This is a genomic window from Novosphingobium sp. LASN5T, from assembly GCF_003856955.1.
Taxonomy (GTDB): domain Bacteria; phylum Pseudomonadota; class Alphaproteobacteria; order Sphingomonadales; family Sphingomonadaceae; genus Novosphingobium.
In genome coordinates this window covers 23,146-42,726 of sequence record NZ_RQSI01000033.1, presented here as the reverse complement: position 1 = coordinate 42,726, position 19,581 = coordinate 23,146, and the positions used below count along the sequence as shown (strand labels likewise).

Annotated in this window: 27 protein-coding genes and 1 tRNA gene; 20 read left to right on the top strand and 8 right to left on the bottom strand. The window is 65.7% G+C overall.

Features of this window, described 5'->3' with window-relative positions; genetic code table 11:
* Both EH199_RS18110 and EH199_RS18105 read right to left on the bottom strand, forming a co-directional pair.
* Positions 1 to 699, bottom strand: a 699-nt coding sequence (locus EH199_RS18110; RefSeq protein ID WP_148092164.1) for an outer membrane protein, incomplete at its 3' end; no start/stop codon positions are given.
* Positions 700 to 896: 197 nt separating this feature from the next.
* Positions 897 to 1,235 carry a DUF2793 domain-containing protein gene (locus EH199_RS18105; protein ID WP_124810592.1) on the bottom strand — a complete coding sequence of 113 codons (339 nt, stop codon included), beginning with the start codon at positions 1,233 to 1,235 and terminating at the stop codon, positions 897 to 899.
* Between the two features lie 475 nt (positions 1,236 to 1,710).
* Between EH199_RS18105 and EH199_RS18100 the strand changes: the two genes are divergently transcribed.
* From EH199_RS18100 to EH199_RS18080, 5 genes are all read left to right on the top strand, one after another.
* On the top strand, positions 1,711 to 2,631 hold the full coding sequence (locus EH199_RS18100; RefSeq protein ID WP_124810591.1) for a nucleotidyltransferase and HEPN domain-containing protein: 921 nt from the start codon (positions 1,711 to 1,713) through the stop codon (positions 2,629 to 2,631).
* 221 nt (positions 2,632 to 2,852) lie between these two features.
* Positions 2,853 to 3,341, top strand: a complete 489-nt coding sequence (locus EH199_RS18095) for a hypothetical protein (RefSeq protein ID WP_223806749.1) — start codon at positions 2,853 to 2,855, stop codon at positions 3,339 to 3,341.
* Positions 3,320 to 3,844, top strand: coding sequence for an RNA polymerase sigma factor (locus EH199_RS18090; protein ID WP_124810590.1), 525 nt, complete (start codon positions 3,320 to 3,322; stop codon positions 3,842 to 3,844). Before EH199_RS18095 ends, EH199_RS18090 begins: the two co-directional genes overlap by 22 nt.
* Before the next feature lie 394 nt (positions 3,845 to 4,238).
* Positions 4,239 to 4,889 carry a YqaA family protein gene (locus EH199_RS18085; RefSeq protein ID WP_124810589.1) on the top strand — a complete coding sequence of 217 codons (651 nt, stop codon included), beginning with the start codon at positions 4,239 to 4,241 and terminating at the stop codon, positions 4,887 to 4,889.
* Between the two features lie 126 nt (positions 4,890 to 5,015).
* Complete coding sequence (locus tag EH199_RS18080; RefSeq protein ID WP_124810588.1) at positions 5,016 to 5,285, top strand: usg protein; 270 nt, start codon at positions 5,016 to 5,018, stop codon at positions 5,283 to 5,285.
* A 59-nt stretch (positions 5,286 to 5,344) separates the two neighbouring features.
* Here EH199_RS18080 and EH199_RS18075 read toward each other — a convergent pair whose 3' ends face one another.
* Both EH199_RS18075 and EH199_RS18070 read right to left on the bottom strand, forming a co-directional pair.
* Positions 5,345 to 6,544, bottom strand: coding sequence for an aminotransferase class I/II-fold pyridoxal phosphate-dependent enzyme (locus EH199_RS18075; RefSeq protein WP_124810587.1), 1,200 nt, complete (start codon positions 6,542 to 6,544; stop codon positions 5,345 to 5,347).
* 8 nt (positions 6,545 to 6,552) lie between these two features.
* Entirely contained in the window at positions 6,553 to 6,792 is a 240-nt protein-coding gene (locus EH199_RS18070) for an acyl carrier protein (RefSeq protein ID WP_124810586.1), read from the bottom strand.
* 130 nt (positions 6,793 to 6,922) lie between these two features.
* On the opposite strand from EH199_RS18070, the gene EH199_RS18065 reads away from it, so the two are divergent.
* Positions 6,923 to 7,567, top strand: a complete 645-nt coding sequence (locus tag EH199_RS18065; protein ID WP_223806748.1) for a Pycsar system effector family protein — start codon at positions 6,923 to 6,925, stop codon at positions 7,565 to 7,567.
* 10 nt (positions 7,568 to 7,577) lie between these two features.
* On the opposite strand, the gene EH199_RS18060 is transcribed toward EH199_RS18065, so the two are convergent.
* Complete coding sequence (locus EH199_RS18060) at positions 7,578 to 7,940, bottom strand: response regulator (protein WP_124810585.1); 363 nt, start codon at positions 7,938 to 7,940, stop codon at positions 7,578 to 7,580.
* A 66-nt stretch (positions 7,941 to 8,006) separates the two neighbouring features.
* Between EH199_RS18060 and EH199_RS18055 the strand changes: the two genes are divergently transcribed.
* From EH199_RS18055 to EH199_RS18035, 5 genes are read left to right on the top strand one after another with little or no spacing between them, the layout of a single operon-like run.
* Entirely contained in the window at positions 8,007 to 8,282 is a 276-nt protein-coding gene (locus EH199_RS18055; protein WP_206694850.1) for a DUF3572 domain-containing protein, read from the top strand.
* Entirely contained in the window at positions 8,279 to 8,908 is a 630-nt protein-coding gene (locus tag EH199_RS18050) for an HAD family hydrolase (RefSeq protein WP_124810583.1), read from the top strand. The genes EH199_RS18055 and EH199_RS18050 overlap by 4 nt, the downstream gene beginning before the upstream one ends.
* Positions 8,901 to 9,368 carry a RidA family protein gene (locus tag EH199_RS18045; RefSeq protein WP_124810582.1) on the top strand — a complete coding sequence of 156 codons (468 nt, stop codon included), beginning with the start codon at positions 8,901 to 8,903 and terminating at the stop codon, positions 9,366 to 9,368. The genes EH199_RS18050 and EH199_RS18045 overlap by 8 nt, the downstream gene beginning before the upstream one ends.
* On the top strand, positions 9,340 to 10,116 hold the full coding sequence (locus EH199_RS18040; RefSeq protein WP_124810581.1) for a glycerophosphodiester phosphodiesterase family protein: 777 nt from the start codon (positions 9,340 to 9,342) through the stop codon (positions 10,114 to 10,116). Before EH199_RS18045 ends, EH199_RS18040 begins: the two co-directional genes overlap by 29 nt.
* Positions 10,113 to 11,243, top strand: coding sequence for a GNAT family N-acetyltransferase (locus EH199_RS18035; protein WP_124810580.1), 1,131 nt, complete (start codon positions 10,113 to 10,115; stop codon positions 11,241 to 11,243). The genes EH199_RS18040 and EH199_RS18035 overlap by 4 nt, the downstream gene beginning before the upstream one ends.
* A gap of 42 nt (positions 11,244 to 11,285) precedes the next feature.
* Here EH199_RS18035 and EH199_RS18030 read toward each other — a convergent pair whose 3' ends face one another.
* On the bottom strand, positions 11,286 to 11,639 hold the full coding sequence (locus tag EH199_RS18030) for a sel1 repeat family protein (protein WP_124810579.1): 354 nt from the start codon (positions 11,637 to 11,639) through the stop codon (positions 11,286 to 11,288).
* Between the two features lie 305 nt (positions 11,640 to 11,944).
* Between EH199_RS18030 and dksA the strand changes: the two genes are divergently transcribed.
* From dksA to EH199_RS18010, 4 genes are all read left to right on the top strand, one after another.
* Positions 11,945 to 12,403, top strand: a complete 459-nt coding sequence (dksA, locus tag EH199_RS18025) for an RNA polymerase-binding protein DksA (protein ID WP_124810578.1) — start codon at positions 11,945 to 11,947, stop codon at positions 12,401 to 12,403.
* A gap of 118 nt (positions 12,404 to 12,521) precedes the next feature.
* Entirely contained in the window at positions 12,522 to 12,968 is a 447-nt protein-coding gene (locus tag EH199_RS18020) for a PilZ domain-containing protein (RefSeq protein ID WP_124810577.1), read from the top strand.
* 102 nt (positions 12,969 to 13,070) lie between these two features.
* Positions 13,071 to 14,540 carry an ABC transporter substrate-binding protein gene (locus EH199_RS18015; RefSeq protein ID WP_124810576.1) on the top strand — a complete coding sequence of 490 codons (1,470 nt, stop codon included), beginning with the start codon at positions 13,071 to 13,073 and terminating at the stop codon, positions 14,538 to 14,540.
* Between the two features lie 5 nt (positions 14,541 to 14,545).
* Positions 14,546 to 14,977, top strand: a complete 432-nt coding sequence (locus tag EH199_RS18010; protein ID WP_223806747.1) for a DUF4112 domain-containing protein — start codon at positions 14,546 to 14,548, stop codon at positions 14,975 to 14,977.
* A gap of 26 nt (positions 14,978 to 15,003) precedes the next feature.
* On the opposite strand, the gene EH199_RS18005 is transcribed toward EH199_RS18010, so the two are convergent.
* Positions 15,004 to 15,189 carry a DUF1674 domain-containing protein gene (locus EH199_RS18005; RefSeq protein WP_370449697.1) on the bottom strand — a complete coding sequence of 62 codons (186 nt, stop codon included), beginning with the start codon at positions 15,187 to 15,189 and terminating at the stop codon, positions 15,004 to 15,006.
* Positions 15,190 to 15,250: 61 nt separating this feature from the next.
* On the opposite strand from EH199_RS18005, the gene EH199_RS18000 reads away from it, so the two are divergent.
* Positions 15,251 to 16,513, top strand: coding sequence for an RsmB/NOP family class I SAM-dependent RNA methyltransferase (locus EH199_RS18000; protein WP_124810575.1), 1,263 nt, complete (start codon positions 15,251 to 15,253; stop codon positions 16,511 to 16,513).
* Positions 16,514 to 16,516: 3 nt separating this feature from the next.
* Here the strand turns inward: EH199_RS18000 and msrA are convergent, their stop codons facing one another.
* Positions 16,517 to 17,044, bottom strand: a complete 528-nt coding sequence (gene msrA / locus EH199_RS17995) for a peptide-methionine (S)-S-oxide reductase MsrA (RefSeq protein ID WP_124810574.1) — start codon at positions 17,042 to 17,044, stop codon at positions 16,517 to 16,519.
* Positions 17,045 to 17,156: 112 nt separating this feature from the next.
* Here msrA and EH199_RS17990 point away from each other — a divergent pair, with 112 nt between their 5' ends.
* The 4 genes from EH199_RS17990 (at position 17,157) to EH199_RS17975 (ending at position 19,545) form a co-directional block, all read left to right on the top strand.
* Positions 17,157 to 18,008 carry a class I SAM-dependent methyltransferase gene (locus EH199_RS17990; RefSeq protein ID WP_124810573.1) on the top strand — a complete coding sequence of 284 codons (852 nt, stop codon included), beginning with the start codon at positions 17,157 to 17,159 and terminating at the stop codon, positions 18,006 to 18,008.
* Between the two features lie 79 nt (positions 18,009 to 18,087).
* On the top strand, positions 18,088 to 18,939 hold the full coding sequence (aguB, locus tag EH199_RS17985; RefSeq protein WP_124810572.1) for an N-carbamoylputrescine amidase: 852 nt from the start codon (positions 18,088 to 18,090) through the stop codon (positions 18,937 to 18,939).
* Positions 18,936 to 19,457, top strand: a complete 522-nt coding sequence (gene folK, locus EH199_RS17980) for a 2-amino-4-hydroxy-6-hydroxymethyldihydropteridine diphosphokinase (protein WP_124810571.1) — start codon at positions 18,936 to 18,938, stop codon at positions 19,455 to 19,457. The genes aguB and folK overlap by 4 nt, the downstream gene beginning before the upstream one ends.
* A 12-nt stretch (positions 19,458 to 19,469) precedes the next feature.
* Positions 19,470 to 19,545 (top strand) — tRNA-Lys (locus tag EH199_RS17975).
* Positions 19,546 to 19,581: the final 36 nt, after the last annotated feature.

Genomic DNA, 19,581 nt, shown 5'->3' with positions numbered 1-19,581 from the left:
CGGGGGCGGGGGCGGCGGCGGGGGCGGGGGCGGAGCAACCGGTTCTGCGCCACCGAAGTTGTAAGCCAGCGTCGCCATCAGCGAGTGCGAACGGAAGCGCGTGCGCACGTTGGCGCCAGCGTTGTTCACCAGATCGTTGTGGTCCTGGTTGTAGAAGCGATACTTCAGACCCACGTCGACGTGCTTGCTGATCGGCGCGCGGATACCCGCGAGAGCCTGCCAAGCGAAGCCGGTGTCCGAATCGACAACGTTCACCGAGGTCGGGCCGGTCACGGGCGTGATCACCGCGTTCTTGACGCGGCCAACGCCAACACCGCCGCCGACGAAGCCCTGCAGGCCGTCATCGGGACCGAAGTCGAGCAGGCCGTTGGCCATGAAGCTCAGCGCGCTGGCGCCGCCACCCAGCTGGGCGTCGTTGTAGTTCTGGGTCGAGCTGCGATAGCCCTTTTCCTCGGCGCGACGATAGCTGGCTTCGGCTTCGAGGCGGAACGGACCGAAGTCGTAGCCGACGATGCCGCCGAAGTCGTAGCCGGCCTTGGTGTCCAGCGTGCCGTCGTTGTTCTTGCCGGTGAAATTGTAGATGTCTTCCACAATCATGGCACCCGCGTCACCCTCGACGTACCAGGACTTATCCCGGGCGAGAGCTGGCGTAGCCAGGGCGCTCGACGCCATGGCCAGGCCTAGGACCAGTTTCCGCATTATTGATTCCCCTTTTAGCGATAATCTTGCCACGTCGTGGCGGTTGTCTACCGGTTCTCAAGTGCTCATGCAAGCGGGCACGCTTGCCAGGTGTTGCGAAAATACATCGCTGTTGCGCTGTGCATCTTCGTAAACCGCGGCAGAAATACCCTCATGTTCCGCCGAAATGATTAAAGCGGGCGTTTGTTCCCGCGATTTCAGCGGAGCAAACCGCAATCCCGCAAACTTTGAACCAGATCGGCGATGAAGGCGCGCGCTTCCACGTCGATCATGCTGCCGCCCGTGGGCAGCGCCGGTGCGTCGAACCCGCCCCATATGTCCGCAAACAGGCGGAAGCATCGCTGTTCGCGATCGAACACCCGCATGCCTTCGCGCGGAGGAAGAAAGCGCCGGCCCCCTCCGCTCAGGATGGCAATAGCGCGCGCATGCCTGGCGAAGACAACCTTGGCGCTTTCCGTGACGAGCCAGTGCTGGTCGTCTTCGAGCGTCGTTCCACCGTTGTGTGTGCCAGCGTGTCCAGCAGGGACAGCTCCCATAGATGGAGCGAGAGGTGAAATTGAGCCGTTATGGATGCGAAACTTGTCTGTTCGGTCGAAGTCTTACGTCGATGAAGAAGAAACGGTGGCTCAGGAGGCAAGGAGGATGATAAACGACAGGGGGAGCGATGCGTGCATGATCTGCTAGAGATGGATTCGCTGCGGTGCGTCCGTTTCGAGGACGGCTTCGGCAGGGTCCGAAGTGTTCGAGACGGGCAACGTTAGTCTCCTATCGCAGCGCCGGCGTTGCGGCATCACCGTAGCCTATCGTCTGGGGGGCGCAGTCTTAGTACAGCCGTACCGGGCTCCATCATTCCATGCTTACGTGCTCCTGATACAGGCCGAGCTAAGGTCTGGTTGCCCTATTCCATGGACTGGGTGTGGGTCGTTCAGGTTGAGCCCGCATTGAGTTATGGGCGCGCTCACCGCGATTGCACTTGCCAAACAAGGGCGAATGCCGAAAGAATCCCGGGCCATGCGCACCGACATCGACCATCTTCCTGCGGCAAAGCAGCGCGAGCTTGAGCGCATCGTCGAGGTCATTTTCGAGGAATTTCGCGACGCGATCGGGAATGCCACCGGCCCTCGGAAAGGCGCGCGCATCCTGAAGATCGTGCTGTTTGGCAGCCACGCGCGGGGCGACTGGGTCGATGCGCCGCTGTCGGCGAACCAGTACAAGTCCGACTACGATATCCTCATCATCGTCAGCCAGAAGGAACTGACCGACCGGGCCGCTTACTGGGCGAAGGCCGAGGAACGGCTGATCCTTGCCTACACGATCGAGAAGACGCTGCGCACGCCGGTCAATTTCATCGTCCATTCGCTACACGAGGTGAATGACGGCCTCGCCCATGGCCGCGTCTTCTTCATGGAAGTCGCCAAGGATGGGGTTGCACTTTACGAGGCAGACGGCAGGGAACTGGCGACGCCGCAGCCAAAGACGCCCCAGCAAGCGCTCGACACAGCAAAAGAGTACTTCGAGGAATGGCTGCCGAATGCGGCTGGTTTCCAAAAGGTATTCCGCTTCTGTATGACCGAAGGGGATTGGAAGCGAGCTGCCTTCCTGCTGCATCAGGCTACGGAAAGCCTTTATCAGGGCCTGCTCCTCACCCTGACCTTCTACGCGCCCCACAATCACAACATCGCCTTCCTGCGGTCGCTGGCCGAAGGGCTGGACCGCCGGCTCTACGGCATCTGGCCAGAAACCACGCGCCGCGAACGCGCCATGTTCCAGAAGCTGAAAGAGGCCTACACCAAGGCCCGCTATTCCCGGCACTACCGGATCAGCGCCGAAGAACTGGCATGGCTCGGCGAACGCGTCGAGGAACTGGGCCGCGTCGTCCATCAGGTCTGCTCGGAGCGGATCGCCGAACTGGAAGTCGCCGCCCGGAAATAGCCATCCCGCCAGACAGCTTGCCCGGATTCCTCGTGTCTGGCATATTCGGCGGCACGGGATGGAAGGACTGGCGGCCATCCCGGGGATAACCCTGCCAGGCATCATGTAGGCCCGGCCACCGAGGTCGGGCAGTTGCTGCAAGCCGCAAATGACGGCACGCAGCGGACACCGCTTGCACCATCCGCGCTCCGATGCGCGGACCGCCGGTGTGCGAGCTGCAAATGACATCCCGTACCGACGTCTACGCGCGCGAAGTCGTGATGGCGCGCGTCAGCCATCTGGTCTGGCGCAAGCAGGGCGAGATCGAACGCATCGCGCGCATCATGCGCGCCTGCTTCGAACCCGAAAAGGTCCAGGCACCCCGGCCGGGGAAGATCAGGCGGATCATCCTGATCGGCCCCTATGCGCGCCGCTCCTGGTACGAGGACCGGCGCACCATCCAGTTCTCGGATTTCGAATTCTGGATCGTCGTCAACCACCCCGCCTTCAAGGACGAGCGCTGCTGGCAGCGGGTGCGCGCTGTCATCGACAGCGAACTGGGCAACCGGTGCGCGGTCGATTTCGACATCCATTCCAGGACCGACATCCGCATCGCCAGGATCGAGCGCGACACTTTCATCCTCGACCGCATCGAAGCGGGCATCACGCTCTACCGCGCCTCGCGCGATTCACCACTGAACGAACACGAATGGCGGGAGGCAAGGCGATGAGCCCCTCCGGTTCCACGGCCGCCTTCGAGGCGCTCTATCGAGCAGAGTACACGCGGGTCCTGCGCTTCTTCCGCAAGCGGGTGGGCTCCGACGATGCTTCCGACCTCGCGCAGGAGGTTTTCCTCAAGCTGTTCACTTCGGACGTGGCGGGACAGATCGAGCATCCGCGAGCCTATTGCATTCGGAGCGCCCGCAACCTCCTCGCTGACCGTGCGCGCCGGAAGACCCCGGTTCATATCGCCACCTGTCCGATCGACGAGGGACTGGACGCACCAACCCCTCCCGAACAGGCGTGGCGGATCGAGGAGCGCGATGTCCGGAGGGTCTATCGCCGGACGCTCCTCGTCCTGCCGCGCAGGACCCGCCGCATCTTCCTGATGCACCGGCTGAAGCGCATGACCTATGCGGAAATCTCCGAGCAGGTCGGCATCGGATACAAGTCCGTCAACTACCACATGATGCGGGCGTTGGCGCGGTGTCGAAAAGAACGGATATTCCAATGAATTCCCACCACTTGAAGGGACTCTGCATGTGCCGCTAGCGCCAGTCACGCCAATGCTTTGCGAATGACGGCGGCGACTTTGGATGTCGGCCAGCGCGGCCAGGAACGGCTTGACCCAGCGCGCGGACGTTTCGCCCGCACACGCTTTTGCGGCACGCGTCAGCGACGCGCCTGGTGATCTGGCTGCCATGAAATATCCGTATCTGGGGAAGGTTTCGCACCGGTCGCGACGGGGGGCGGGCGACTCGGTCTTTCGTGATGTTCCTGTTATGTACTCATTCAGCGTCACGTTGTCAAGGCCGAACTGCGGGCCGGATATTCCGCCTATGGCACTTTGCCGCCCGCTGCCCTAAGCACCCGCGCGATACTCAGCCGCGTTAACGGATGCCTTGCCCATGCTTCGCCGCCTCTATGACTGGACCATGGCCAAGGCCGCGCATCCGCGCGCCGAATGGTGGCTTGCCCTGTTCGCCTTCGTCGAGGCCAGCTTCTTCCCGATCCCGCCGCATCCGCTGCTGGGGCTGATGTGCCTGGCCGAACCGAAGAAGGCGGTCCGCTTCGCCGCGATCACCGTGATCGCCTCGGTCATCGGCGGGATGCTGGGCTATGCGATCGGCCATTTCCTGTTCGCCAGCGTGGGCGAACAGCTGCTGTCCGCGCTGCACCTGACGCAGAGCTTCCCCTACGCCGCGTGCAAGCTGCGGGGCGAGGCGGGCTTCCTCGCGATCATCGCCAAGGGCGCCACGCCGATCCCGTTCAAGCTGATCACCATCACCGCCGGCTTCATCGGTATGCCGATCGGCAAGTTCCTGCTCGCCAGCCTGATCTCGCGCAGCATCGGCTTCATGATCGTGGGCGTGCTGTTCCGCCTGTTCGGCGCGCCGATCAAGGCGTGGATCGATCGCTACCTCGGCCTCGCCGTGGTCGGGTTCATCGCGCTGATCCTGGCCGGCTTCGTCGCCGCCGCGATGCTGGGCGGGCACGGGCAGAAGGGCGCCGACGAATGCAGCGGCGCCACGATGCAGTCGGTCACCGCCAGCGCCTGAGCCGCGCGGGTTCCTGCTTGCTGCAATGCACAAAAAAAGGGCGGCGGACCCCGTTGACGGTCCGTTAACCATGAAGGAGCATGCTGCTTCCCGGTATTTCTTCACCAGCGAGGGGGAAGGAGGACTATGGAAGACAGCGACTTTCGGCTTCAGTTGGCCGGTTACGGGCTGGCCACCTGGCAGATCCATTACTACATGCCCGATCATCCCAGCCTGCTGCAGGAATTCGTCCTGCAGCGCTACGACGTCGCACCCCGGTTCCCGGAACTGAAACGGTTCCTCGATTTCTGGCGGCGCGATATCGAGGCGGTGATCCATTCGGTCCGCGTGGCGCACAATCACCTGATCCGCCCCAGCGAATGGCGGGCGGTGGACGGCGAGATCCGGCTGCACTGACCTTGGTGGATGGCCGGGGGCAGTCCCCGGCCGCCCGGGCCAGTCAGAAGCCGGACAAGTCAGATGATTCCGGCTTTCTTGCCGGCGCGTTCGAACATGCCGATGATCGTCTGCACCTGTCCGGCGGTGTGTTCCGCGCACAGCGAACAGCGCAGCAGCGTCATCCCGGCGGGCGTCGCCGGCGGACGCGCCAGGTTCACGTACAGCCCTTCGTGGAGCAGCGCTTCCCACATGCCCGCGCCGCGCTCCAGATCGGGCATGATGACCGAAATGATCGCGCTCTGCGGTTCTTCGGTGCCAAGCTGGAAGCCCCGGTCGCGCAGGCCCTTGTGCAGCGTGCGTGAATTTTCCCACAGGTGCGCGCGCTTGTTGCCCGCGTGCATCAGCTTGCGGATCGATGTCGCGGCGGTGTGGACCACGCTCGGCGGCAGGCTGGCGGTGAAGACATAGGGGCGGCAGACCAGCCGCAGGATCTCGAACTTGGGGTGGTTGGACACGCAGAAGCCGCCGACGGTGCCCACCGACTTGGAGAACGTGCCGATCACGAAGTCCACGTCGTCCAGTACGCCCTGCTCTTCGGCCACGCCGCGTCCGTTGGGGCCGATGAAGCCCATCGAATGCGCCTCGTCCACCAACACCATCGCGCCATTTTCCTTGGCGATGGCGATCATTTCCTTCAGCGGCGCGATGTCGCCCAGCATCGAATAGACGCCTTCCAGCACCACCAGCTTGCCCGCGCCTTCGGGAATGCGCTTCAGGCGCTTTTCCATGGCCACGATGTCGTTGTGCTTGAACGGCACCACTTCGGCATCGCCCATCTTGCAGCCGTCCCAGATCGAGGCGTGGCTGTCGATGTCCAGCACGATGTAGTCGCCCTTGCCGGCGACGGTGCTGATGATGCCCAGGTTGGCCTGGTATCCGGTGGAGAACACCATGGCGTGCTCCATCCCGTAGAAGTCCTTGAGCGCGTCCTCCACGGCGCGGTGCCCAGCATAGGTGCCGTTCAGCACGCGGCTGCCGGTGGTGCCCGAACCGAAATCGTCCAGCGCCTGCTTGCCCGCCAGGATCACATCGGGATCGAACGTCATGCCCATGTAGTTGTAGGTGCCCAGCAGGATCGTTTCGCGCCCGTTGCACACGGCCACGGTGGGCGAGAGCACGCGCTCCATCACCAGGTTGAACGGGTCTTCCACGCCACCGGCGAGAAGGGCGCGGCGCTGTTCGATCAGCGGGTCGAACTTGCTGAACAGATCGGTCATCGTGGGCGTCAGCCTTGCAGTTTGGTCACGGCGTCGATCAGCTGGCCGTAGGTTTCGATCTCGGCCTGCTGGTTCATGGTGATGATGATGTCGAATTCGTCCTCGATCGCCGCCACGAAATCCATCACCGTCAGGCTGTCCCATTCAAGGTCACCGGCAAAGGTCGTATCCTCGGCGATCGCGATGCCCTTCTTGTTGAACGGCTCGATCAGCTCGGCGATCCGGTTTGCGGTTGCGGCGCGGTCCATCGGTATTCTCCACTGTGGGGCAAGCCCCCTGCCAGACGATTGCGGCTGAAAAGCGGCCACGCGGTCCGCTTGTCAAGCCGGACCGTCCTGTGTCATCCCCAGCCGCGATGCCGCATCAAGGGGAAATGCGTTGAACCAGCCGTCGCCGTTGCCGCCATCGTCATCGGGCGCTTCAGCGGAAACCGGGGATACGGGCGGAGCGCAGCCGGTCCGCGCCACGCCCTCGCCGCTCTCGCCGTCGGGTTTCTCCAACCACGCCATCCATCTCGTGCGCACCTCGCAGCAGATGAACCTTACGCTCAGCCAGATGGCCGATGCCAAGGCTTCGCTGCTGATGGGGGCCACCTTCCTGGTGTTCACCATCGCGGTCGGGCAGGCGAAAAGCGGAACGATGCCGTGGTCGCTGGGCGTGCTGGCAATGTCGGCGTTCATTTCCGCGATGTGCGCGGTGTTCGCCGTGCTGCCCTCGATCGGCGGGCCAGGCCGAGGCAAGACGGGCAGGGGGCAGGCTGGCCCGTCGTCGCCCAACAAGCTGTTCTTCGGCTATTTCACCCACGTCGCGGAAGAGGAATGGATCGACAGCGTGCTCGAGGAACTCCACGCCGATGAAACCGTGTTCCGCACGATGCTGCGCGACATCTACCAGAACGGCCAGGTGCTCCAGCGCAAGAAGTACCGCTTCCTCGGCTATGCCTACCGCGTGTTCATGGTCGGCCTGTGCCTGACGGTCGTGACGTTCGCGATCGAGCACCTGCGCGCCTACGTACCCTCCTGACAGGGCCGGCTCACACCAGCTTGTTCACCGCCGCCATGAACGGGCCGATCGATACCGGCTTGGCCAGATAGCCTTCGGCACCGGCTTCGCGGATGCGTTCCTCGTCGCCCTTGCCGGCATAGGCGGTCACGGCCAGCACCGGGATCGTGCGCAGTTCGGTGTCGCCTTTCAGCGCCTCGATCAGTTCCAGGCCCGACACGTTGGGCAACTGGATGTCCATGATGACGAGGTTGGGGACGAACAGGCGGGTCCGCTCGATCGCCTCGCGCCCGTCGGCAACGGGTTCGACGGTGAAGCCGTTGGCCTTCAGCAGGTCGCAGAACAGCTTGCGATTGAGGTCGTTATCCTCGACAACCAGAATTCTTTTTGCCACTGAGCCCTCGGGTGCGAGCGCCGGAAGCCGGCTGCGCCGTTGACCCTCTATTGACCCGGAAAGGCCCTGACAATCATTCGTGAACCCGCCCCGGTTTCTGATGCGCGCACCGTGGCCTTGCAGGCGCTTGGCTGGGTGCTGGCGGATAGTGGCCGGGCCGACCGGTTCCTGGCGCTGACGGGGCTGACGCCCGAAGCCCTGCGCGCCGGCCTTGGCGATCCGGGCGTGCTGGGCGCGGTACTGGATTTTCTCGCCAACCATGAATCGGACCTTGTCGCGGCGGCGGAAGCACTCGACATTGCACCCGAAGCCCTTGCCGCCATCCGGGAGAAATTGAGATGAGCCGCCCGCTGATCATCAGCGATTGCGATGAAGTGCTGCTGCACATGGTCGCGCCCTACAAGGAATGGCTGGCCGAACGGCACGGCATCGATTTTGCCATGCAGAGCAACGATTTCGGCAAGGCCATGCGCTATGCCGATGGCGGGTATGTCGAACCGGCCGAAATCTGGCGCCTGCTCAACCTGTTCTTCGATACCGAGATGTACCGGCAGCAGCCGATCGCCGGCGCGGTGGACGGCGTCAACGCGCTGGCGGAACATGCCGATGTGGTGATCCTCACCAATCTGGGCGATCACCGGCGCGAGGATCGCGCGCGGCAGTTGCGCGATGTCGGCATCAACGCGCGGGTCTTCACCAACACCGGGCCCAAGGGGCCGGCGCTCAAGGCGATTCTCGATGAATACCGCCCGGAACGCGCGGTGTTCATCGACGATCTGCCGCAGCACCATGGATCGGTTGCCGAACTGGCACCCCATGTCACGCGGTTGCACTTGTGCGGAGAGCCGATGCTGGCCCCCCATATCGACTGCGCGCATCAGCAGGGGCACGCGCACGCCCGGATCGACGAATGGTCCGCCGCGCTGCCCTGGCTGATGGCGCAAATTCATGGAGCGAATGATGACTGATGCCGTTGCCGCGAAGATTGCCGAACTGGGCTTCGCGCTTCCCCAGGCCGCCGCGCCGGTTGCGGCCTATGTGCCGACGGTCGAGGTCGGGGGGCTGCTGCACGTGTCGGGCCAGTTGCCGTTCGTCGATGGCAAGCTGGTGACCGGGCGGCTGGGCGAGGATGTCTCGCTCGAACAGGGCGTCGCCGCTGCGCAGGCCTGCGGTCTGATGCTGCTGGCGCAGGTCAAGGCGGCGCTGGGTTCGCTCGATCGCGTGGAGCGCGTCGTCAAGCTGGGCGCGTTCATCAACTCCGCCGGGACGTTCACCGATCAGCCGAAGGTCGCCAATGGCGCGTCGGAACTGATGGTCGCCGTGTTCGGAGACATTGGCCGCCACGCGCGCAGCGCCGTTGGCGTTCCTGTCCTGCCGCTGGGCGCGGCCGTGGAAGTCGATGCTGTATTTGCTGTTCGCCCTGCTTGACCGGTGGCTCGTCCCCGTTCCGCCAGCGGAACGGGTCGGTTGGCTGCGCGGGCGCGTCTATGCCCATCGTGGTCTGCACCGCGCGGGCGTGCCGGAAAACTCGCTCGCCGCCTTCGCGCTCGCTATCGAGCGCGGGCTGGGGATTGAATGCGATGTGCAGCGCACCAGCGATGGCCAGGCGATGGTGTTCCATGACTGGGACCTCGATCGCCTGACCGACGCTGCCGGCGCGATTATCGACCACAGTTCCACCCAGCTTGGCGCGATCGCGCTGAGCGGTGCCGAAGGGGAGCACATTCCTACCTTGCGCCAGATGCTCGATCTGGTCGCCGGGCGCGCGCCGCTGCTGATCGAGATAAAGTCGCGCCGCGATCTGCGCGTGGCGCCGTTGTGCCTGGCGGTGCGCCGGGTGCTGGAAGGTTATCGCGGCGATGTCGCGGTCATGAGCTTCGACCCGCGCGTGCCGGCGTGGTTCCGCCGCTATTCGCCGCACATCGTCCACGGCCTTGTCGTGACCGAGGAAGGGCGCCGCACCCTGTTCGCGCGCGCTCAGCGGCATCTGGCGCTGTGGCACGGCAAGCCGCAGTTCCTTGCCTACGACGTGCGCGATCTCCCCAGCCGTTTCGCCGCGCTCCAGCGCCGCCGGGGTCTGCCGGTGCTGACCTGGACGGTGCGCTCGCCCGAACTGGCGGAAAAGGCGTCTGCCCACGCTGACGCCCCGATTGCCGAGGGCGCCGGCCTGCCGTGAGCGTCACCGCGCGTATCCATCATTCCATCAGCGAGATCGCGGCCGATGACTGGGATCGGCTGGCGGGCGGCGGCAATCCGTTCACCGCGCACACCTTCCTGTCGCTGCTGGAGGAATCGGGCAGCGTCGGCGGGCGCAGCGGATGGTCCCCGCTGCCGGTGGTGATCGAGGACGAGGCCGGCCGCCCGGCGGCGGCCCTGCCCGCCTATCTCAAGGCGCACAGCCAGGGCGAATACGTATTCGATCACAGCTGGGCCGATGCCTGGCAGCGCGCGGGCGGCAGCTATTACCCCAAGCTTCAGATCAGCGTGCCGTTCACGCCTGCCACCGGACCGCGCCTGTTGCTGGGGGACCGGTCCGACCTTGCGCCGTCGTTGCTGCGCGTGGCCGAGCGCCTGTGCGAAGGCAACGAACTGTCATCCGCCCACGCCACGTTCATCGAACCGGCCCAGTTGCCGCTGTTCGAGGAGGCGGGCTGGCTGTTGCGCTCCGACATCCAGTTCCATTGGGAAAACCGGGGCTATGCCTCGTTCGATGATTTCCTGGCCGCGCTGTCGTCGCGCAAGCGCAAGGACATCCGCAAGGAACGCGCGGCGGCGCAGCAGGGCGTGGATATCCGGGCGCTGACCGGCGACGCGCTGCGGCCCGAACACTGGGATGCCTTCTGGCAGTTCTATCAGGATACCGGCGCGCGCAAGTGGGGGCGGCCCTATCTGACCCGGCAGGCGTTCGATCTGCTGGGCGATCGCATGGCCGATCGGGTGCTGCTGGTGCTGGCCTTCCTGGATGGGCAGGCCGTGGCCGGGGCGCTCAATTTCATCGGCGCGGACGCGCTCTACGGCCGGTACTGGGGCGCGATCGTCGACAGGCCGTTCCTGCATTTCGAGCTGTGCTACTATCAGGCGATCGACGCGGCGATCGCGCTGGGCCTCGGCAGGGTGGAGGCGGGGGCGCAGGGCCAGCACAAGCTGGCGCGTGGCTACGAGCCGGTGCGCACGTGGTCGGCCCACTACATCGTGGACCCGGGATTTCGGGCCGCCGTCGCCGATTTTCTCGAGCGGGAAAGGCAGGGCGTGGCGCAGGACCAGCTGACGCTGGGCGAGCATACGCCTTTCAGAAAAGGATAGCCGTCCGGCGCGTGCCGGCCGATAGACTAGGCAACAGGTCGATCAGGCGGCGCGGCGGCTGGAGGCGCGGATCCATTCGCGCGCACGGCGTTGCGCTTCGGCGATTTCGCGCGCGGTCATTTCCTCGGAGATGTCGGCGCGGCACTGCGCGGCATCGTCATGGCCACCCACGGCGGCAAGGTTGAACCACTTGTGCGCTTCGATCAGATCGCATTCCACCCCGTGGCTGCCCGTCGAAAAGGCCACGCCCAGGTCGAACAGCGCGTTGGTGTCCCCTTGCGCGGCGGCGGCCAGGCAGGTTGCCACCAGAAGGTCGGCGCCTTCGTGCAGACCGGCATTTTCGGCGTATGTCATGGCCGCGTCATCGGCGACCAGCTTGATCCAGGCTTGTCCCATTTAACAATACCCCCGGTTGAAAACCAAGTTATCCGGGCCTTTCACGGGTCCCGGCGTGTCAGACAGTCACCAAGTTTGCTCAACAAATGGTTAACGCCGGGGTGGGGCGGCTCCGGAAAACCCGCCAAAACGGCGATTTCTGACGCTTTGGCGTTCCGCCGGGCTTCAACTTCCTTGTGTCGTCACCCGCATGGAATGGCTTGTGCCGGTTCCGGGCGGCTCCTATAGGGCGCCACAAACCGGGAACGCGCGATGCGTCGCGGCGATTGCCGGTCGGGTCGGAAGGCGTTTATCTGGAGGGCCGGATGGCTGGCGTTTTGAGTGACGAGATTGACGTTCTGGCCAAGGCTCGCCGGGCCATGCCGGGTGATTACGTTCCCAGTGATGACGAACCCTACATGGGCGAGGCGCAGCTCGATTATTTCCGCCGCCTTCTGCTCGAATGGAAGAAATCGATCCTGTCCGCGTCGGCTGGCACGCTTTCCGCGTTGCAGGACGGACCGTTGCGCGAACCCGATCTCAACGATCGCGCCTCGAGCGAAACCGACTGGGGCATCGAACTGCGCACGCGGGATCGCCAGCGCAAGCTGATCGCCAAGATCGATTCCGCGATGCGCCGGATCGACGAAGGCGAATACGGTTTCTGCGAGGTGACCGGAGAGCCGATCGGCCTGGGCCGTCTGATCGCCCGCCCGATCGCGACGATGACCGTCGAAGCGCAGGAAGCACATGAACGCCGGGAAAAAATCTCGCGCGATATGTGAGTCAAACCTTTCCGCCCCGGACCATGCGGACTGTCCGGAAATGGCACGTTTGCTTGGTTAATCGGGGTGCGTTTAACGATTTCTTTGCCACATCCGTATAGGACGTGGAGAGGGAATCATGCGATTTGTCCAAGGTGCCGGCTCGGTATCCATTGCGGAGCATTTTCGGCGGTTTGCAGGAGTGGTCGGTTTCGCCGTGACAGAGCTTGAGCATCGTCAGATCGGGCGCGACAGCCTGTTCCTTATGGCGGATCTGCGTCTTGATGGCGTGGATGGCGAACACAAGGTCAAGGTGCGCAACCTTTCGGCTGGCGGGATGATGGCCGAAGGCAACGTCCGCGTGGTTGTCGGGAAACGGCTGGAAGTGAACCTGCGCAATCTGGGCTGGGTCGAAGGCGTCGTCGCCTGGATTCAGGAAAACCGCTTCGGCATCGCCTTCATCGAGGACATCGATCCCAAGGTGGTGCGCGCCACCGCCTCAGGGCCCACGGCGGACGAACTGACTCCCCGCTTCGTGCGACCGCCGCTGCCGACGCATGAGCGCGGCCGGATGCGCAAGATCTGAGTGGTATCGGCGTCCCGCGCCATTTGGCATTCTCCGCCATGCGCACATTTCTCGGCTTTCACCGCTGACCACCTGATTGCCTTCTGCTAGGTCGGTATTGAAATGCCGCGTCTTTCCCGCCTTGCCCTGGCCATTGCCCTTGCCGCTTCGGCATCGGGGTGCGGCTGGCGCGGTGACGGTGCGCTCCAACTCGGCCTGGTGGGCGATTCGGATGCGTTCAAGGCGCAAGGCGTGCGGCTTTCTCCCGCCGGGCAGACATTGCGCGCCGCCACGGTGGAAGGGCTGGTGGGGTTTGACGCCGAAGGGCGGGTGGTGCCGGGGCTGGCCGATCGCTGGATCGTGACCGACGATGGCCAGAGCTATATCTTCCGCCTGCGCGACGGCACCTGGCCCGGTGGCGCCAGAATCGATGCCGAAGATGTCGCCGCTTCGCTGCGGCGCGCGCTGGCCGCCCTGCGCGGATCGCCACTGGGCCTCGACCTTGCCTCGATCGACGAGATCCGGGTGATGACCGATCGCGTGATCGAGGTTGATTTGCAAAGCCCGCTGCCCGATCTGCTGACCTTGCTGGCGCAGCCCGAACTCGGCCTTCCCCATGCGCGACAGGGCGGCGGCCCTATGGCGATGCAGCGCACCCCGCAGGGCGCGGTGCTGTCGCTTATCCCGCCCGGCAAGCGCGGGCTGCCGGCGCAGGAGGATTTCGCCCGCCGCGCTCGCTCCGTAATCGTCGAAGTAGCGCCCGCCGAAAAGGCGGTGGCCCGCTTCAACGACGGCTATATCGACGTTCTGCTGGGCGGCCGGATCGATTCCCTGCCGCTGGCGGGCGTCGGCGGACTGGTCCGCGGCAACGTGCAGATAGACCCCGTCAGCGGCCTGTTCGGATTGATGGTCGAAAACGCGCAGGGCTATCTGGGCGAGGCGGCCAATCGCGAGGCGCTGGCCATGGCGATCGATCGCGATGCGTTGCTGGGCGCGTTCAATGTCAGCGGCTGGTCGGGGACCACGCGGATCGTGGCCCCGGAAACGCCCGGCGATCTGGGTACCATCGGCGAACGCTGGGCCGGAATGGGAATCGAGCAGCGCCGGGCGGCGGCGGCGGAGCGCGTGGCGCGCTGGAAGGCGGCGGGCAACCCGCTGCCGGTGCTGCGCATCGCCATCGGCGGCGGTCCCGGTTCGCAGGTCGTTTTTGACCGGTTGCGCGCGGATTTCGCCGCCATCGGCCTTCAGGTGCAGCGGGTGGACGAAACCGCGCCGGCCGACTTGCGCCTGATCGATTCCGTCGCCCGCTATGGTCGCGCCACGTGGTTCCTGAACCAGTTGGCGTGCGCCGCACGGCGGCCGGTGTGCAGCCCGGCGGGCGATGCCCGGCTGGATGACGCGCGCGCGGCGAAAGATCCGCAGCAGCGCGCCGCCCTGCTGGCGGAGGCCGAAGCGGAAATAACCGCCGTCAACGGCTATATTCCCATCGCCCGTCCGCTGCGCTGGTCATTGGTGCGCAGCCGCGTGACGGGCTTCGCGCCCAACCCCTGGGGATGGCATCCCTTGCCGCCGCTGGCCCTGCTTCCCAAATAGGGGGCATGGCACAGGCATCCCGATCCCGCACCCGTCCCGTGCGGATGGGCATCGAACTGCCCGGCACCGGTCGTGATCCGGCGTCGGTGCGTCAGCGCATCGAACTGATGGAGCATCTGCTCGAACGCAGCTTCGTGATCCCCGGCATCAATCGGCCGGTGGGCCTCGATGCGCTTGCCGGCCTAATCCCGGTGGTGGGGGATTTCGTGACGGCGGCGATGGGGGCGTGGATCGTGTGGGAAGCGCGCAATCTCGGCCTGCCCAAATGGAAGCTGCTGCGGATGGGTGCGAATGTCGCGTTCGACGCATTGCTGGGTGCGGTGCCGGTTGCGGGCGACGCCTTCGATTTCCTGTTCCGCTCGAACACGCGCAACCTGCGCATCATCCGCAAGCATCTCGACCGCCATCATCCGCAGAAGCGGATCATCGAAGGCTGATCGCGTCAGTAGTCAAACGCCAGCCATCAGAAGTCGATCGCGATTCCGTTCTTTTCCCAGTCGCCGAAGCGCGTGGGATCCAGCCCGTCGGGGTCGTCCGTCGGAACGGCCGCTTTCGGTTCCGGCACGGGCGGATTGGTCCAGTAGTCGGGCGGCGTGAAACCGGCCGGTCGCTTGGTCGCGCGGGGGGTGGGCTTGTCCATGCGCTCCATATCGACCTTCCCGGCGCCGAGTTCAATTGCCAAGCGCGGCCGGACGCGCGATAGGCGCGCGATGTCGCGTCCCCCCGTTCAAGACGATACGCCCGGCCTGCCGGTTCGCCGCGCCGCCCTGCGCCTGCTCGATGCCGTGCTGCGCCGGGGCGATCCGCTGGACCAGATCGCCCCCCCTGTCCTGCGCGGGATAGAGCGTGGGGACGATCGCGCGCTGGTTATGGCGATCACGCAGGAAACGCTGCGCTGGATGCAGGACCTCGACCGCCTGATCGATGGGGCCACGCGCCAGCGCTTGCCGGACGATTCCAAGGCGCGCACCGTGCTGCGGCTGATGCTAGCGCAAGCCCTGCGGCTGGAGCTGCCACCCCATGCCGTGGTGGCCACCGGCCTGCCGCTGCTCGCGGGTGGGCCGCGCCGGCTGGCCCATGGCGTGTTCTCGGCGGTGATCCGCGGTCCGGCAAAGCTGCCCGCGGCGCCAACTCTGCCCGCGCTGGTGGACGAACGCTGGCAAGCCGCCTGGCACAGCCGAGTGGGAGCGATCGCCACGGGCCTGGCCGATCCGCCGCCGATCGACCTGACCCTGCGCGATCCGGATGCCACCGCCGAGTGGGCCGAGCGGCTGGGCGGCGTCTCGCTGATCGCCGGCCATGTCCGCCTGCCGCGCGCGGGCGCGGTGGAAGCGCTGCCGGGGTTCGGCGAAGGCGCGTGGTGGGTGCAGGACCTTGCCGCCACCGTGCCGGCAAGGCTGCTGGGGCAGGGGGCCGGGCGGCGCGCGCTCGATCTCTGCGCCGCGCCGGGCGGCAAGACCATGCAACTCGCGGCCGCCCGCTGGCAGGTGACCGCGCTCGACAAATCGGCCCGCCGGCTTGATCGTCTGCGCGAAAACCTGAAGCGCACCGGCCTGGAGGCACAGGTCGTTGCGGCCGATGCGCTCGCCTGGCAGCCGGAGGAGCCGTTCGACGCGATCCTGCTCGATGCACCCTGTACCGCCACCGGTACCTGCCGCCGGCATCCCGATGTGCTGCACCGCTTGCCGGCAATCGAGGAACTGGCCGTGCTTCAGCGCTCGATGCTCGCGCGCGCGGCAGAATGGCTGCGCCCCGGTGGCGTGCTGGTCTATGCGGTCTGTTCGCTGGAGCCGGAGGAGGGCGAGGCGCAGGCCCGCGCCTTCACCGCGCTGGCGCCCGATCCCATCGCCGCGGCGGAGCTTCCCGCCGGCATCGTGCCCACCCCGGAAGGCTGGTTGCGCAGCGATCCGGGGATGCTGGTCGATGCGGGCGGCATCGATGGCTTCTTCGCCGCCCGCTGGCGCAAGGTCTGATGCTTACGCCTTGACCTTGTTGGCGAAGCTCTTGCGCAGCTTCATCAGCTTGGGCGGGATCACGGCCATGCAATAGGGATTGCGCTGCCCTTCGCCTTCCCAGTATTCCTGGTGGTAGTCCTCCGCCGGATACCATTCCGCCGGCCCTTCGATGGTGGTGACGACCGGCTCCGCGCGATCGGCCTGCGCGCGGGCGATGCCGGCTTCGGTTTCGGCTTGCTGCTCCTCGTCCAGCGGGAACACGGCGGAGCGGTACTGCGTGCCGATGTCGTTGCCCTGCCGGTTGAGCTGCGTCGGATCGTGCGTGGCGAAGAAGATGTCGAGCAATTGCCCGTAGGAAATTGCATCGGGATCGAACGTCACCCGGATGGCTTCGGCATGGCCGGTGTTGCCCGAACAGACCTGCTTGTAGGTCGGGTTCGGCGTCACCCCGCCGATATAGCCGCTTTCCACGTTGCTGACGCCGATCACGTCCCGAAATACCGCTTCAGTGCACCAGAAGCACCCGCCTGCGAAAATGGCCTGGGCCATCGCTTGTCCTTTCCTGTTTGTATGCAGGCTAGATAGGAAGGCGACCGGCGCTTGTCATCGCTTCCCACTCGGCTACCTTGCGCACGATCCCAACCGAGAGAGGAATTTGCGCGTGCGCACTGTCCTGACAGCCCTTGCCGCCAGCCTGACCATGGCAGTCGCCGGCCTGGTTCCCCAGACCTCCGTCCAGGCCGAAACGCTGGCCCCCGCCGCAACATCGCCGGCAATGGCGACGGTGCTGGCCGATCCGCGCCGCGATGGTGACCGTGCCCGCGATATCTGGCGTCACCCCGCCGAAACGCTGGGCTTCTTCCGCGTGCAGCCGGGCATGACGGTGGTGGACTACCTGCCGTCGGGCGGATGGTACACGCGCGTCCTGGTGCCCTACCTCGGGCCGCAGGGCCAGTATATTGGCCTCAATCCCGGTGTCGCCAACGCGCCCGAACGGACGAAGCAGGCCTTCGGCAACCTCGGCGCGACCTTCCCGGCGAAGGCGGCGCAGTGGACCGGCGTCCCCGCCGAGCGCATCCTGGCCTTCAATACCGACAGCCTGCCCGCCGATCTCGACGGCAAGGTCGATCGCGCGCTGATCTTCCGCGAAGTGCACAACATGTGGCGCGGGGGCTGGCTCTATCCCGATCTGCTGGCGATCCGCCGCCTGCTCAAGCCCGACGGCCTGCTTGGCATCGTCCAGCATCGCGCCCGGCCCGATGACCCGGCCTCCTACACCGATGGCAGCAAGGGCTATCTGCGCGAAAAGGACGTGATCGCCATGGTCGAGGCGCACGGTTTCGAACTCGTCGGCAAGAGCGAGATCAACGCCAACCCCAAGGACCCGGCGAATCACCCCGCCGGCGTCTGGTCGCTTCCGCCCACTTTCTCGCAAGGGGATGCCGATCGCATGCGCTTCGCCGGCGTGGGGGAAAGCGACCGGATGACGCTGCTGTTTCGCAAGCGGCCCTGACCCCAGGTCCTGACCGTGGCGGCGCTTTGTCACAGTCTTGCCGTTGAATTGCCGGGCCGGGGGCAATAAGTCCCCGGCCATGAGCAAGATCACCGTCGCCGCCCTGCAACTCGCCCTCAACGCCGGCGAAGCGCAGAACATCGCCGCTGTCGCCGCGCTGGTGGAACAGGCCGCCGCGCGCGGGGCGCAGGTCGTCCTGCCGCCGGAACTGTTCGCCGGCCCCTATTTCTGCACGACGGAGGACGAAGCCCGCTTCGCGCTGGCCTATCCACTCGACCAGGACCCTTCGGTGCGCGCGATGCGCCAGCTGGCGAAAGCGCTGGGCATCGCCATCCCCACCTCGTTCTTCGAGCGCGATGGCCATCATTACTACAACACGCTGGCGATGATCGGCCCCGACGGGGAGATCATGGGCGTCTACCGCAAGAGCCACATTCCCGACGGTCCGGGATACGAGGAGAAGTTCTATTTCCGCCCCGGCAACACCGGCTTCAAGGTGTGGGACGTGTTCGGCACGCGCATCGGCGTGGGCGTGTGCTGGGACCAGTGGTATCCCGAATGCGCGCGCGCGATGGCGCTGATGGGGGCGGAACTCCTGTTCTACCCCACCGCGATCGGCTCCGAACCCTATGACGCCAGCTTCGATACCAGCCGCATCTGGCGCCGGGCCATGCTGGGCCATGCCGCGTCGAACTGCATGCCGGTGATCGCCGCCAACCGCATCGGCAGCGAAGAGAACGAACAGCGCTTCTACGGGCACAGCTTCATCAGCGACCAGTGGGGCGATTTCCTGGCCGAATACGGGGCGGAGGAGACCGGTGTGCTGGTGGCGGACATCGATCTGGCCGAAGCCGCGAAGCACCGCGCCGGCATGGGCTTCTTCCGCGATCGCCGCCCGCAGCTTTACGCGCGGCTGGCGCAGGACGTGTGACCGCTTCGCCGCCGCAGCGTTACCTGATCGCGCTGGGGTCCAACGTCCGCCACGCGCGGCATGGTGCCCCGGCCGCCGTTCTGCGCGCCGCGGTGCGCGCTCTCGCGGCGCAGGGGCTGGCAGTGGAGGCGGTTTCACCCACGATTGCCAGCGCTCCGCTCGGGCCTTCGCGCCGGCGCTATGCCAACGCGGCGGCGATCGTGGCTGGCGATCTGATGCCGCCCGCGCTGCTCCTGCTGCTCCAGCGGATCGAGCACGATTTCGGCCGCGTGCGACGCGGCCAGCGCTGGCGGGCGCGCACGCTCGATCTCGATGTGATCCTGTGGAGCGGGGGTGTCTGGCGGCAGGCGCCGGGTGCCACGCCGGCCCTGCGCGTTCCGCACCCGGAATACCGCAAGCGGACGTTCGTCCTCACCCCGGCCGCCGCCATCGCCCCCGGCTGGCGCGATCCCGAAACCGGCTTGCGCATAAAACACCACAACGCCCGCTTGACCCGCCGCACCCCGCGCCCTAGGTGACCGGCCTTGGTCGGGCCCTTAGCTCAGTCGGTAGAGCAACTGACTTTTAATCAGTAGGTCGCTGGTTCGAATCCAGCAGGGCTCACCATTCCAGCATCGACGGTTTTGCACGCAGCGCCCCATC